Source organism: Desulfitobacterium sp., from assembly GCF_034927245.1.
Lineage (GTDB): Bacteria > Bacillota > Desulfitobacteriia > Desulfitobacteriales > Desulfitobacteriaceae > Desulfitobacterium_A.
The window spans coordinates 104,854-118,103 of the sequence record NZ_JAYFQK010000008.1; the positions used below are offsets into that span (position 1 = coordinate 104,854).

Genomic DNA, 13,250 nt, shown 5'->3' on the forward strand with positions numbered 1-13,250 from the left:
TAGTGGTAATTTGTTTGGACTTAGTTTTTCATTTTAACTACACTTATAGCGGCGAAGTCGCAATAACTTACTATTTGGTTGAAATACCATTTGTTATTTTAACTATATTATTTACGACTTGGATTTACATTGTTCACAAGCTCAAAAACGGAATCGAAGAAAGCGACTAATTGTAGCGAACTGAGTTCTTTGGCGGTAATGTGCCCATTGCCAATTTCATTTAATTATTAACTTTAGATTCACCGCCTTCAGCGGTTATTCTTTTTCTCGCAAATCTTTGCCGATGGCGGCAATCTTAATTCTAACCAATCATCGCCATCGGCAGTTACTTCATTAAAGATTTTCGTCATTCATTCCTTTCTGGACGGCATCCACATCAACAACAGAGCTTTCTGCGGTAATGGCTGCAATAATGGCATAGCGGCAGATGTTATTAATGCGCCGGGGAAGCCCCTTCGAATATTGGTAGATCATCGTCATGGCTTCATCGGTAAAGATTTGTCTATCCACTCCGGCGATTCTTAGATGGTGCTGAATGTAAGCGGGAACTTCCTTTTCACAAAGTGCCGGTAAACGGTAGTGAATCGTAATCCTTTGCCGTATGCATTCAAGAACCTGTAATCGCAAGGTTTCTGTGAGTTGCGGCTGTCCGGTAAGGATAATGGTCAAGGGAGAAAACGAATCGGTTTGGTAATTCAGCGCAAAGCGAAGTTCACTTAACATCGGGACTCCAAGCTCTTGGGCTTCGTCAATAATGACGATCGGTTTAACTCCTTTCTGGTGCCATTCGAGCATAATCTGTGTGAGTAAACGTTTGTTCTCTGCGAATCCTCGCCGTGGCTGAACGTTGAGTTGGTAAAGAAGACTTCGGTAAAACTCAGTCGGGGTCAGTTGAGAGTTCGCTAAGTAAAGAGTTCGGTAACGGGAGGCATCCAAGGAGTGCATAACAGCTCGAAGGGCCGTCGACTTACCGGAGCCGACTTGACCTGTCACGACCGCTAAGGAACCTGTTTCAATCGCGTGACGAAGTCTTACGCGAAGTTCTTCGTGGCCTTCCGACACAAAGACTTCGGAAGGTGCAAGCTCTCGAGAAAACGGTTCCCGCGTAAATGGAAAATTAGGACTATACATTCGGCTTCACCCCCAATGCCTTTGCAAAGGAAAGTCCTGTTCGTGTTTTAACCTCTTCCTGATGCTCCCTCACAATCGACTCTATCACATCGTCTAAGCACATTTGGTTTTCGCTTTGTCTTTCGCTAACTCTCTTTTCCGTAAAGTTTTTCATCTGGTAGGGCCGAGCTTCGCACCGGTAAACTCCTTCATAATAGACCAGGATTCTCTTTAAATCGTAGGGGTTAAAGCGAAGTTCCACGGTTTTGCCCATCAGGGCTTCATCGACCTCATAGAGATTACCGTAAATCTTTACGGCTGCGAGTTTACTCACTTGGCGCTTTTCCCGCCAAAGGAAGACTTCCTGAACGGTTTGGAAATCCATTTTCCGAGATTTAAGAAGCCCATTATCCTTTGCCCGAGCTAAGGCTTCTTGAGGGCTCATCTTAAGCGTACTATGGCGTTTAGCATGGTAACGGGTTTCAATCCAAGCTGCCAAAAAACGGTTCACTTCTGCCAGCGTAGTCATCTTTTGAGAATGAATCTGCGTTTTAAGCAGCGGCTCAAACTTCTCAGCAACAGTGCGGAACCAGCGTTCAATTCGACCGCGTCCCTGGGGCTCCCGAGGTTTAGAATGGTGAATGGAGAAGGTGAGCTCGGCTGCAATCCGCTTCAGGTGTTCCGACCGGAACACCCGCGCATTATCGACATAAAAACGTTCAGGAACTCCATGCTTTAAAATGGCCTTAAGAAGGGAATCCTCAATGCAAGGTCGGGTTTCATTAAAGTAAAACTCAGCATGAACGATTGTTCGAGAAAAGCTGTCGATGATCGCAACTAGACGGAGTCGACGGTTTTTCTCCTTTACTTCATCGTAGAGATACGGGCCATCCCAGACATCACCAATCCATAAAACGTGAGCTCCTTCGACATCTAAGAGGCGGTAGCGTTTCTTAATAATGCGTTTAAGCGCAGGCCGATCTTTCCCTAGACGTCGGAAGTGACGGTTAAGGGTACTTACACACATTTGCTCGGATCCATTCACTTTAAGGGAACGCAACATGTCGATGATGCTATCGGCTGAAAGTTCGGGCTGGCCTAATCTTAGATGAACCGCAGCGTTTAAGGCTTCCTCCGGAAAGGCCTTAAGCGATCCTTGCTCTTTTCGAACCTTGGGTTTTAAACCCTCCAAACCATCTTTCATGTACTGACTGAGATACCGTTCGATGGTGCGTTTACCGAGATACACAAGGCGATTTTGACCATCGAGGTACATTTGGCTTGCGATTTCCTCAAGGATCAATTTTTGGGCACCCCGGGGCAAGGAGCGATTGAGTAACGGTGCAATGACTTCATAGCGAAGCAGGGCAATCCGCGAACGCTCCTCTTCATCTCGACTTTTCATACCTTTTCCCTCCTGGTTTGTTCGTTTTGAGAGTTGTCCCTCTAAATACCATCATGAAACAAACCAGGAGTTTTGGCGACCACCAAGGTTTATGGGGAATCTCCCCCGAGGGGGAGATTTAGGAAGGAGGGGACTCCATGTTTACCCGGGATTTGGCATTACCTAAAGGGCCTCCCCATAAATCCCAATCTCCTTTACCTAAAAGATTACATAGCCCCATCAAGCGGTTAAAACGGGGAAATTGAATCCACTCGGCATAACGCCTTAACCAAGCAAGTATTAGCTGAGTCATTCTCCAATCCGATGTTGGAGCGATGGGTAACCGTTCATGTCCGATTCCCTGAAGAATCCGTTGTATAACCTCGCCGAAGAGTTGAAACGATTGGGCTAAAGCTAAATTAACCCACGTCGAAATGGTTCGAGGATCGTAACCGATCCTTTCCCCAATTTCTTGAAAACTCATACCTCGGAGATGTTCAATGAGCGCCCATTCATGTGTTTCAAGAGCTTCCCTTTGGTAGGGCAGTACAAATTCAGGCCAATAGCTAATCGTTTCATGGCACTTTTCACAGTAAGCCTGAAACATTGGAATCTTCTCTTCATGAACATGATCTGGTAAGAATCCTCGTTCCCAATGCATATTCCAGTGGGGCCTATGAGCTAAATTATTAAGGCAGATTGGGTGCTCAGGAAGAAAATCTTTAGGATTTTTCAAATAACTCTTGTAATCATCACAGAGAATTGGTACTCTCATCTTGGTTACTGGACTTCCAGTCACCTTGTGGATGGCATCGGGAGAAGGGCCGCCAAACCTTTTAACTCCCATGCCACGAAGATGAAGAAGCCATCTCCTTGCATTTTTTACAAGGGATGGCTTTCTCCGTTTATCGTCATTTTTCCTGCATTATCACCATTTTGTATCAGCGCCTTTGGCGCTAAGTCTTTCACCGCCATTTAGCGTACGCGGTCACAGATAGCACATTGACAGTAAGTAAACATATTCAACTAAAAGCATTGTGGTAAAAAAGAAGGGATGTACCCGAAAGTACACCCCTTTATCATTATTGTAAATTTCCTTCCAAGTAACAAAAGGCGTAATTTTGACGACCTAAATCATCTAAAACATACCATTCTTCAGTATCACTATTAAACAAGAGAGGGTATTCTTTATCTACTGAAAAGTCAATTTTACTTTCGGTTGGAATCCATTTAGTCGCACCTTTGATTCTGATTTTATCATCGAGAGAACAAGGGAAATTCAGGATTTTTGCCATAATATAATCACTCCTCATAATTTATTGAACGCTTTTTAATTCATCTTTTAAGCCAACAAAATCATTGATATTTCTGACATGACCAATTGTAAATAAACTTGCACATTTTGAATTTATACAGTCTAAAGAAACTTCCCAACCATATCCAGAACCTTTCCCCGCCTTGGTATCCCAATCACAACCTGAATAGCTAATATTGAGTTTAAGGATAGAATTACAAACAGGACATTTTAACATTTGCATTGGTTAATCCCCCTTAAAAGATTTCAATTTTGTTTAGTGGGTTATATTTATCATTTACGTCTTTAAGAGCGGTTCCCCATAAAGCCAAATATTTTTCTGTCATGCTTAACTCTGTATGTCTGAGCATTTTTTGTAGGGAGAAAACGTCCATTCCTGCCATCAAGCAACGATGGGCAAAAGTATGTCTGAACGTATGACAGGACAATCTTACATCTTTAAAATTCATGATTGTACTTAGTCGCTTGAACATTCCTTTTATAGAATCAGGAGAACATTGTTTACCCTCTCTAGTGGTGAATACATAAACAGGTAATTTTTTAAATTTACGTTCACAAAATAAACGATATTCAGACAATTCTTTAGCTAATTTATCAATCATTGGAATACTACTTTGCATACGCTTTTTCCCAAAAACAGTAATGACATTATGATCGAAATTTATATCATTCCATTTGAGATTGACTAATTCTCCTAATCGGACTCCTGTACCAATAAGAGTAATGATTATGGCTGAATCTCTCATTGCATAAAAAGATTTATCACGATGTTTGAGATGAGCAAAATAACTTAACATTTGTTTAACTTGTTGATCGGTGAAAACTTCAATCTTAATGTCTACTTCTAGTTTTTTGATTTTAACAACTGGATTTGTTTTAGGGGTATAGAGTTCTAACTCATTAGTTAGATAGTTGAAAAATGCCTTGACGTTGATAATTTTGTGGTTAATACTCTTTGGATTATTTCCTCTTTCCTTTTGGCAATATAGGAGATAACCTTTAATGGTATTACCTGTCACTTCTGAGGTATCCATGATTTCTTCTCTGATGCAATAACTATGAAATTCTTCGAGGTTGTATTTGTAACCAGTAATTGTTGCCTTGGACATATTCTTGAATTCTCGGTCTTGAATAAAGTCTTTGATGGCAAATTTGAGTAACAAAAAAACCACTTCCTTCTTTACTTAATTTCGTAAAGAACAAAGTGGTCTTGATAATCGAAATAGGGTCGGTCTGTATCCACTTGGTTATTTTGATACTTTAAAATCGCTGAAACCCTTGTAGTTAATTTCAATGGTCGGGGCGACAGGATTCGAACCTGCGGCCTCTTGGTCCCGAACCAAGCGCGCTACCAAGCTGCGCTACGCCCCGTTTACCGAACGACTTTTATCTTAGCAAACGTCAGGCATACTGTCAAGCAAACTTTTTAATGATTTATTTCTTTTAGCTGTTTTTAATATATACAGAATATTCTAATACAAAATATATCACTTAAATAAAGGATATTTCCCGATTTATTGCAGAAGTATCAATTCTTAGATATACTACTAAGGAGATATTTGTTAATTACATAATTAAAGTAGATATACAGGAATATCCTAATAGATAGAGTGGAGGATAAGTTTTGCGCAAAACTGCCATAGTTATGGATTCGACAGGGTACCTAACCCCCGATCTTCTCAAAAATTATGATATTAAAGTCGTCCCGTTAAACGTGATGATCGGTAGTGAAAGCTTTTCCGAAAATGAGTTGTCCATTGAGAATTTTTTTGTGAAGTTAGGCCAAGGTACATCGACAACTTCTCAACCTTCAGTGGGTGCTTTTCTACAAGTTTATCAATCCTTGATTGCGGCAGGGTATAAAGAGGTTGTAAGCATCCATTTGTCCCAAAAAATCAGTGGAACAATAACAGCCGCGCGAATGGCCTGCAAGTTGCTTCCAGATGTCTCTATTCAAGTTTTTGATTCCGGTTCATCGGCATTAGGATTAGGACTTCTTGCTTGGGCCGCAGCAGAATGGGCTGATGATGGTTTGGATGCGTTGGCTATTATTAATGATCTTTCCAAGTTGAAAGAACGAACTGGGTTATATTTTATAGTGGATACTTTGGAATATTTACAAAGAGGAGGACGGATCGGGGGGGCGGCTGCACTATTTGGGACTCTGCTCAAGATCAAACCCATTCTTTACTTTAATCCTTCCGGAGAAATTGACGTTTTTGAAAAGGTACGCACCAAAGGAAGGGCTTGGCAAAGAGTGTTTAAAGAGCTGGAGCGAGCCCATTCCTTAGGAGGATCATATAGAATTGCCGTAATGCATGTTGAATTACCGGAAGAAGCAAATGATATAGCAAAGAGACTAAAGGGAAAATACCCCAATGATGAAATCCGTGTGTTTGAAGCGGGACCTGTGATTGCTACTCATGTTGGACCGGGGGCTTCAGGACTATCATTCTATCCTTTGATCGATAAGTGAATAAAAGTCTGGTATAATAAAGACATCTTTAAAGAAATGATTTTAAAGGTGTTTTTTTCTTATATATTAACATTAAACTACAAATAATTTGAAGGATATTTCTGGACAATCAACGAAGCTATTGAGCAATTATATTTTAACGATTAGCGTGGTAAATTACCCTATAAAATAAAGTTATCAGAATCTTTGAAGGATTTGGCAAACTTATATAGAATGTGATCAGATAAGCAAAAACATAAGGAAAAAAGTTGTGAAAAGGTATGTAAAGTTTCAAGATTAAAAATTCCGAATAGAAATTATGCTTACGAAATAGGAATTATTATAAAATAAGGTAAATATTATAAGAACCGAAATATACAGACTCTTATGATCATAAGAATAGGAGATGAATTGCATTGAAGATTGCAATTTCCGGAAAGGGCGGGGTAGGTAAGACGACCTTTGCAGCCAATTTAGCCTTTTGGTTGGCATCACGCGGAATAAAAGTTCTGGCTGTAGATGCTGATCCTGATGCGAGTTTAGGTACAGTGTTTGGTCTTTCTGATGATGTATTAGCCGATTTGAAGCCAATCGTAGATATGAAAGAGCTTATTGAAGAAAGGATGGGGGGGAGCGGTGCTTTTTACCCTCTTAATCCGCAAGTTGACGATATTCTTAATGATTACTCAATTTCTTTGGATGATACTGTGGGGTCAATTCGTTTTTTCAGAATGGGAAATATCAAAGGAGGTGGAACCTCCTGCTATTGCAAAGAAAATAGCTTTCTTCATGCCCTTGTGAATTCTTTAATCCTTGGCGAAGAAGATACGGTTATCTTGGATATGGGAGCAGGAATTGAACAACTGACCCGGGGTACGGCTCAAGGGGTGGATATTCTCGTTATTATAACAGAAGCCAGTACAGTAAGTATTCATACCGTAAATGTTATTCGAAATCTAGCTTTGGAATTAGGCATACCTAAGGTTGTCGTTGTCGGTAATAAAATACGAAATACAAGGGAAGAGCAGTTTTTAAAGAGTCAATTTTCGGCTGAGACATTGTTGGGCTATATTCCTTTTAGTGAGGAACTGCTTGATATGTCTGTCAACACTGACTCGGCCGGTTTTCCTACGGGAAACCTAGGTTTATTTCTTGAAGACATTTACAGGAAGATTATTTCAGAGGGGAGATGAGAGGTTCGGTTTCAGTTCTTTTTTGATGGTTTACAAATTTTCACAGGCTGATGAGCAAAAAGAAAGAGGAGGTTTGAAATTATGCCCAGATATCGGGATTTATCGCACACTGCGCGACCTTCGGATGCACCGCGTGTGATCGAACCTAAGAATCCGCTGCGTACCCTTGATCCGGGTGCATTAGAAATGCTCAAGGTTGCTCAAGAGGAACATATTGAAACTGTTTTTGATCGTTTTGTTGCTCAACAACCGCAATGCGGTTTCGGCTATAAGGGAGTTTGCTGCCGAATTTGCATTGCAGGCCCTTGTCGTGTCAAAACAGAAGATGGGCCGGGTAGTAAAGGAATTTGTGGAGCTACAGCCTTTACAATTGTTTCACGTAACTTAGTTCGGGCAATTGCCGGGGGAACTGCATCGCACTCCGAACATTCTCGTCATGTCCTGCATACTGCTCATGCAATGGTCGAGGGAAATGCTCCGGATTATTCGATAAAATCTCCGGAAAAACTCCATAAATTAGCTTCACAGCTTGGTGTTCCCAACGTAAATCGTGATGATCGTGAAATTCTAAAAGACGTGACTGAAATCGCCTATGAAGACTTTGGAAGATATCAAGATCGACCACTAGCATTCTTAGATAACTTTCTCATAGAACAACGCCGTAAGAAATTCCAAAGCACCAATATAATGCCTCGTTCAATTGATGGTACTGTAACTGAATTAATCGCACAGACTGCTATGGGTGTTGACAGTGATCCGGTAAATCTAATATTTGGCGGCTTAAAAGGTTCTCTGGCAGATTTGGCCGGTGAATATGTCGGTACTAAACTGAGTGATGTTCTCTTTGGCGTTCCTGAACCGATTGTCTCCGAGTCAAACCTCGGAGTGATCAATCCTAAAATGGTTAATATTGCTGTACATGGTCATAACCCGGTTCTTAGTGAAATGGTCGTTGCTGCTGCCCGTAGGATGAAAGATGAAGCTAAAAAAGCCGGGGCAGAAGGGGTTAATATCGTCGGTATTTGTTGTACCGGCAATGAGCTATTAATGCGTGAAGGGGTTTATCTCGCTACCTCATCAGCCTCTCAAGAAATGGCGATCATGACAGGTGCCCTTGATGCAATGGTTCTGGATATTCAATGTATCTATCCGGCTGTACAACAATTAGCGGAATGTTTCCACACAAAAGTTATTACGACCGAAGGAATTATGAAGATGCCCAGTGCCCAGCATATTTCCTTTAATGCGGAAACAGCCATGGAAGATGCTGAAAAACTTGTCCGTATTGCCATTGACGCTTTTAAAAACCGTGATCCGAAGAAAATTTCTATTCCTAATGAGCGGCATAATGTTGTTGCAGGGTTCAGTATTGAAGCAATGATAGATATTTTCTCAAAAGTGAACCCTGAGCGTCCAATGTCTGTCCTGACTGATGCTATCCTGAACGGTCAACTCAAAGGGGTTGTCCAAATGGCAGGATGTAATAACCTGAAACGTCCCCAGGATGAATCCCATATAGAAATATTAAAGGAATTGGTTAAAAATGATATTCTTGTCGTTGCTACAGGGTGTTCTGCAGGGGCTTTTGCTAAGTTTGGATTAATGAGCCCGTTGGCAGTAGATGCTTATGCCGGTGATGGATTGAAGAGCTTCCTTCGGACCCTCGAGGAAGCAAACCCTCAATTGACAACGGGTCTGCCCTTAGTTTTTCATATTGGGGCTTGTGTTGATAATAGCCGTGGTATGGATTTGGTTATGGCTATGGCTGAAGAACTTGGAGTTGATGTGCCAAAAGTTCCTTTCGCAGCTTCTGCCCCTGAGGCTATGCATGAGAAGGCCGTAGCTATCGGTACCTACTGTGTCACAATGGGATTACCTACCCATGTTGGTTCAATGCCTTTCCTTGAGGGAAGCGACCTTGTATATGGAATTGCGACTCAGATCGCACATGACGTATTTGGAGGCAACTTTATTTTTGAAATGGACCCCAAGGTTGCTGCCCAAAAGATCATGGATGCCCTAGAGTATCGAACTTGGAAATTAAGAGTTCATAAACAAGCATCGGAAAAATACGATACTCAAATCGCCCAGGGTTGGTAAGGAAAGGAGGAGCGGTTTCTATGTCCATGGAGCAAATTTATGAAGATGCGATAAAAGACCCATCACAAGAACCTAAAAAACTTTTACGTAAAGCCTATGACGGTACGATTACAGCCATGACTTATGCTGAAATTCTTCTTAACCGCGCGATTAAGGACTACGGCAAAGACCAAGTTATCAGCTATCCTGACACAGCGTATTACTTACCTGTTATTACCTGTTTGTCCGGAGAAAAAGTAACGACCTTAAATCAACTGGTTCCCATCCTCAATCGAATGAGAAATCAAGTAAAAAGTGGCCTAACCTTCGAAAATGCACGTCTTTGGGGGGAATCGGTGCTCTATGCAGCCGAGATAATCGAGGTGCTGCATTATTTACGCCAAGATGAGCCTAAGGTTGAGCCTTGGACTGGGTTCTTAGGTGATCCTGTTGTGCGTAAATATGGTATCAAGATGGTGGACTGGACAATTCCGGGTGAAGCAGTTATCCTTGGCCGGGCCAAAGATTCCAAAGCTGCCAAGAAGCTTGTTGATAACCTTATGGGAAAAGGATTTATGCTTTTCCTTTGCGATGAAATCATTGAACAGCTGCTTGAAGAAAATGCTAAGCTCGGAATCGATTATATTGCATTTCCCTTAGGTAATTTCACATCGGTAATTCATGCTGTCAACTATGCTTTCCGTGCTGGACTTGCATTCGGCGGTATTCCCGCAGGTGAGAGAGAGCGGCATCGTGATTATCAACGCCGACGTGTTCGGGCATTTGTTCTCCATCTGGGCGAATTAGATGATGTCAAAGTGGCTGCGGAAATGGGTGCGATCTTTATGGGCTTTCCCATTCTTACGGATCAAGAACTGGGAGCTGATATGCAAATTCCCGATTGGTATATTTCCGAACCGGATTATGAAAAAATTGTGCCACTCGCTTTAGAAGTACGCGGTATTAAGCTTACCAATATTGAAGTTCCGATTCCCGTTAATTTTGGCCCCGCGTTTGAAGGGGAAACCATTCGTAAAGGCGATACCTATGTTGAGTTTGGCGGCGGTAAGACAACAGGTTTTGAGCTTGTACGCATGGTTGGTCAAGATGAAGTTGAGGATGGTAAAATCACGGTTATTGGTCCTGAAATTGACACGGTACCTGAAGGAACTCGTTTGCCCCTCGGTATAATGGTCGATATCTATGGCCGGAAGATGCAGGAAGATTTTGAGGGCGTTCTTGAGCGCCGGATTCACTACTTTACAAACTACGGTGAAGGAATTTGGCACGTTGCCCAACGGGATCTTTGTTGGGTTCGTATCTCCAAGGATGCACGGGCAAAGGGCTTTTTAATGAAGCATATTGGAGAGCTGCTGTTGGCTAAATTCAAGCAAGAATTCCCTGCGATTGTAGATAGGGTTCAAATCACGATCATGACTGATCAAGAAGCTGTTGATAAGAACATTGTTAAGGCAAGGGAACGCTACCGAGCTCGCGATGCTCGGTTAAAGAGCCTAACCGATGAAAGCGTTGATACTTTTTATTCCTGTCTTCTTTGTCAGTCCTTTGCGCCGAATCATGTGTGTATTACAACCCCGGAACGGGTTGGCCTTTGTGGAGCGGTAAGTTGGCTTGATGCCAAGGCAGCTTATGAAATCACACCGACCGGTCCCAACCAACCGATCCCCAAGGGTCCAGCAATTGATGAAGTTAGGGGAATGTGGCAAAGCTGTAATGATTACTTGCGTCCGGCTTCTAACAATACGTTAGAGGAAGTCAATCTCTATACTCTAATGGATAAACCTATGACTTCCTGCGGATGCTTTGAAGCGATTATGGCAATTGTACCTGAGGTCAACGGTCTTATGATCACTACACGTGAACATAGTGGTATGACTCCTTGCGGAATGACATTCTCAACTTTGGCAGGTACTGTTGGCGGTGGTTTGCAAACCCCGGGTTTCATGGGTATCGGGCGTTCGTATATTGTCAGCCGGAAGTTCATACCTGCCGATGGAGGAATAGCCCGAATTGTTTGGATGCCTAAAGAACTTAAGGAGTTCCTGCGTGAAGACTTTGTACAGCGTTCCATAGAGGAAGGACTTGGCGAAGATTTCATCGATAAAATTGCCGATGAAACCATTGGGACAAGTGTAGAAGAAATTATGCCTTTCCTTGAGGAAAACGGTCATCCATGTTACACGCTTGATCCTTTAATGTAGAGATTCTTATCATTTACCTCTAGCTTGAATTGTATTTTGCGGATTTTTCCCCACTGCTTTCATAAGTCACATGAAAGCAGTGGGTATATCAAAAAAGAAGAAAGGGGTAACCGTCACATGGGATTAACCGGACTTGAAATCTATAAACAGCTCCCCAAAAAAAACTGTGGAGAATGCGGAACTCCAACTTGTCTTGCTTTTGCAATGGCCTTAGCCTCTGGTAAAGGTTCGTTAGAGGCGTGCCCATATGTAACTGATGATGCCCGCGAAAATTTAGCTTCGGCTTCTGCTCCGCCGATTAAAGCCATTAAATTCGGAAATGAATCTGTTATTGGAGATGAAACGGTTTTATTTCGTCATGATAAAACCTTCTATCATCCTACCACCTTATTGATCCAAGTTTCGGATATGCTCGATGATTCCGAAATTGAGGCTAAAATCGAAGAAATTGAAGGATTAGAGTTTGACAGGGTAGGCCTACATTATAGTGTGGATGGAATTGCCATTGTGAATGAATCCGGTGATCCTGACCGCTTTAGTAAAGTCGTGGAAAAAGTTGCTTCAGCTACCCAGCGTTCCTTGTTGATTCTTAGTGAAAATCCGGATGCTTTGAAAGCGGCGGTTCCCGGAATTGCTTCGCGAAAACCATTAATCGGTTCAGCAACGTTATCAAACTATGAGGTTGTAGTAAATTTTGCAAAAGAACAAAATGTTCCTGTAATCCTTAAAGCGGATGGATTGGAAGCTTTAAACGAACTCGTTGAAAGTGCTCAAAAACTAGGCTATAAAGAATTTGTTCTTGATGCGGGTTCTCGTAGTACCTACGAAACCTTAGCTAACTTAACCCATCTTCGCCGTTTAGCGATTAAAAAGAAATACCGCCCGTTCGGTTATCCGGTAATTGCTTTTACGGCTAAGAACGAACCCCTGGATGAGATTGCTGAAGCCTCAGTTTATGTAGCCAAATATGCAAGTGCTGTTGTCTTAAAAACGTCTGGTAAAGCACATATCCTTCCGCTTATGGCGCTCCGCCAAAATCTTTATACTGATCCACAGAAACCTATTCAAGTCGAACCGACGCTACACGCCGTTGGGGATGTCAATGAAAATTCTCCTGTTTATGTCACGACCAACTTCTCGTTAACTTACTACAGTGTTGAGGGTGAAGTAGAATCCAGTAAAATTCCTAGTTACATCCTTCCTATTGATACGGACGGAACTTCTGTTCTCACAGCTTACGCTGCAGGAAAATTCGAACCGGAAAAGATTGCAGATGCTTTAGCATCAAGCGGTGTCGCTGAGAAAGTTAATCACCGAAATTTGATCATTCCCGGAGCGGTAGCCGTAATTTCCGGAAAATTACAAGAAAAATCAAGCTGGAAAGTTTTTGTCGGGCCTCGCGAGTCCAGCGGTATTATTTCCTTTGTTAAAGCCCTGCAAGATTGATCGGGGATCATTAAAGAAAGCAGCTTAAACTGCATTAGAGGGTTAG

Annotated in this window: 11 protein-coding genes and 1 tRNA gene; 5 read left to right on the top strand and 7 right to left on the bottom strand. The window is 42.1% G+C overall.

The features are described from left to right. Nucleotides 1–333: 333 nt before the first annotated feature. The 7 genes from VB077_RS02555 to VB077_RS02585 all read right to left on the bottom strand — a co-directional run bounded on the left by VB077_RS02555 (nucleotide 334) and on the right by VB077_RS02585 (nucleotide 5,180). Nucleotides 334–1,131 (bottom strand): ExeA family protein, encoded by a 798-nt coding sequence (locus VB077_RS02555; RefSeq protein ID WP_323413647.1) that lies wholly within the window; start codon nucleotides 1,129–1,131, stop codon nucleotides 334–336. Beyond that, a complete protein-coding gene (locus VB077_RS02560; protein WP_323413648.1) occupies nucleotides 1,124–2,515 on the bottom strand; it encodes a Mu transposase C-terminal domain-containing protein in 1,392 nt (463 codons plus the stop codon). Before VB077_RS02560 ends, VB077_RS02555 begins: the two co-directional genes overlap by 8 nt. A gap of 118 nt (nucleotides 2,516–2,633) precedes the next feature. Then, nucleotides 2,634–3,269 (bottom strand): hypothetical protein, encoded by a 636-nt coding sequence (locus VB077_RS02565; protein ID WP_323413649.1) that lies wholly within the window; start codon nucleotides 3,267–3,269, stop codon nucleotides 2,634–2,636. A 307-nt stretch (nucleotides 3,270–3,576) separates the two neighbouring features. Next, nucleotides 3,577–3,789, bottom strand: coding sequence for a hypothetical protein (locus VB077_RS02570; RefSeq protein WP_323413650.1), 213 nt, complete (start codon nucleotides 3,787–3,789; stop codon nucleotides 3,577–3,579). Nucleotides 3,790–3,810: 21 nt separating this feature from the next. Beyond that, complete coding sequence (locus VB077_RS02575; protein ID WP_323413651.1) at nucleotides 3,811–4,032, bottom strand: hypothetical protein; 222 nt, start codon at nucleotides 4,030–4,032, stop codon at nucleotides 3,811–3,813. A 13-nt stretch (nucleotides 4,033–4,045) separates the two neighbouring features. After that, the gene (locus VB077_RS02580) at nucleotides 4,046–4,972 is read right to left on the bottom strand and encodes a tyrosine-type recombinase/integrase (RefSeq protein WP_323413652.1); all 927 of its coding nucleotides are present in this window, start codon (nucleotides 4,970–4,972) and stop codon (nucleotides 4,046–4,048) included. 131 nt (nucleotides 4,973–5,103) lie between these two features. Continuing rightward, nucleotides 5,104–5,180, bottom strand: a tRNA-Pro gene (locus VB077_RS02585). A 253-nt stretch (nucleotides 5,181–5,433) separates the two neighbouring features. Between VB077_RS02585 and VB077_RS02590 the strand changes: the two genes are divergently transcribed. The 5 genes from VB077_RS02590 to acsC all read left to right on the top strand — a co-directional run bounded on the left by VB077_RS02590 (nucleotide 5,434) and on the right by acsC (nucleotide 13,204). Further along, nucleotides 5,434–6,285 (top strand): DegV family protein, encoded by an 852-nt coding sequence (locus VB077_RS02590; protein WP_323413653.1) that lies wholly within the window; start codon nucleotides 5,434–5,436, stop codon nucleotides 6,283–6,285. A gap of 395 nt (nucleotides 6,286–6,680) precedes the next feature. Next, the gene (locus VB077_RS02595) at nucleotides 6,681–7,457 is read left to right on the top strand and encodes a P-loop NTPase (protein ID WP_323413654.1); all 777 of its coding nucleotides are present in this window, start codon (nucleotides 6,681–6,683) and stop codon (nucleotides 7,455–7,457) included. An 81-nt stretch (nucleotides 7,458–7,538) separates the two neighbouring features. After that, on the top strand, nucleotides 7,539–9,557 hold the full coding sequence (cooS, locus tag VB077_RS02600) for an anaerobic carbon-monoxide dehydrogenase catalytic subunit (RefSeq protein ID WP_323413655.1): 2,019 nt from the start codon (nucleotides 7,539–7,541) through the stop codon (nucleotides 9,555–9,557). A 20-nt stretch (nucleotides 9,558–9,577) separates the two neighbouring features. Then, a complete protein-coding gene (gene acsB, locus VB077_RS02605) occupies nucleotides 9,578–11,758 on the top strand; it encodes an acetyl-CoA decarbonylase/synthase complex subunit alpha/beta (RefSeq protein ID WP_323413656.1) in 2,181 nt (726 codons plus the stop codon). A gap of 117 nt (nucleotides 11,759–11,875) precedes the next feature. Further along, a complete protein-coding gene (acsC, locus tag VB077_RS02610) occupies nucleotides 11,876–13,204 on the top strand; it encodes an acetyl-CoA decarbonylase/synthase complex subunit gamma (RefSeq protein WP_323413657.1) in 1,329 nt (442 codons plus the stop codon). Nucleotides 13,205–13,250: the final 46 nt, after the last annotated feature.

Coding starts and splice junctions, on each gene's coding strand:
- VB077_RS02555 (WP_323413647.1), bottom strand. CDS start 1,131: ATGTATAGTCCTAATTTTCCATTTACGCGGGAACCGTTTTCTCGAGAG.
- VB077_RS02560 (WP_323413648.1), bottom strand. CDS start 2,515: ATGAAAAGTCGAGATGAAGAGGAGCGTTCGCGGATTGCCCTGCTTCGC.
- VB077_RS02565 (WP_323413649.1), bottom strand. CDS start 3,269: ATGAGAGTACCAATTCTCTGTGATGATTACAAGAGTTATTTGAAAAAT.
- VB077_RS02570 (WP_323413650.1), bottom strand. CDS start 3,789: ATGGCAAAAATCCTGAATTTCCCTTGTTCTCTCGATGATAAAATCAGA.
- VB077_RS02575 (WP_323413651.1), bottom strand. CDS start 4,032: ATGCAAATGTTAAAATGTCCTGTTTGTAATTCTATCCTTAAACTCAAT.
- cooS (WP_323413655.1), top strand. CDS start 7,539: ATGCCCAGATATCGGGATTTATCGCACACTGCGCGACCTTCGGATGCA.
- acsB (WP_323413656.1), top strand. CDS start 9,578: ATGTCCATGGAGCAAATTTATGAAGATGCGATAAAAGACCCATCACAA.
- acsC (WP_323413657.1), top strand. CDS start 11,876: ATGGGATTAACCGGACTTGAAATCTATAAACAGCTCCCCAAAAAAAAC.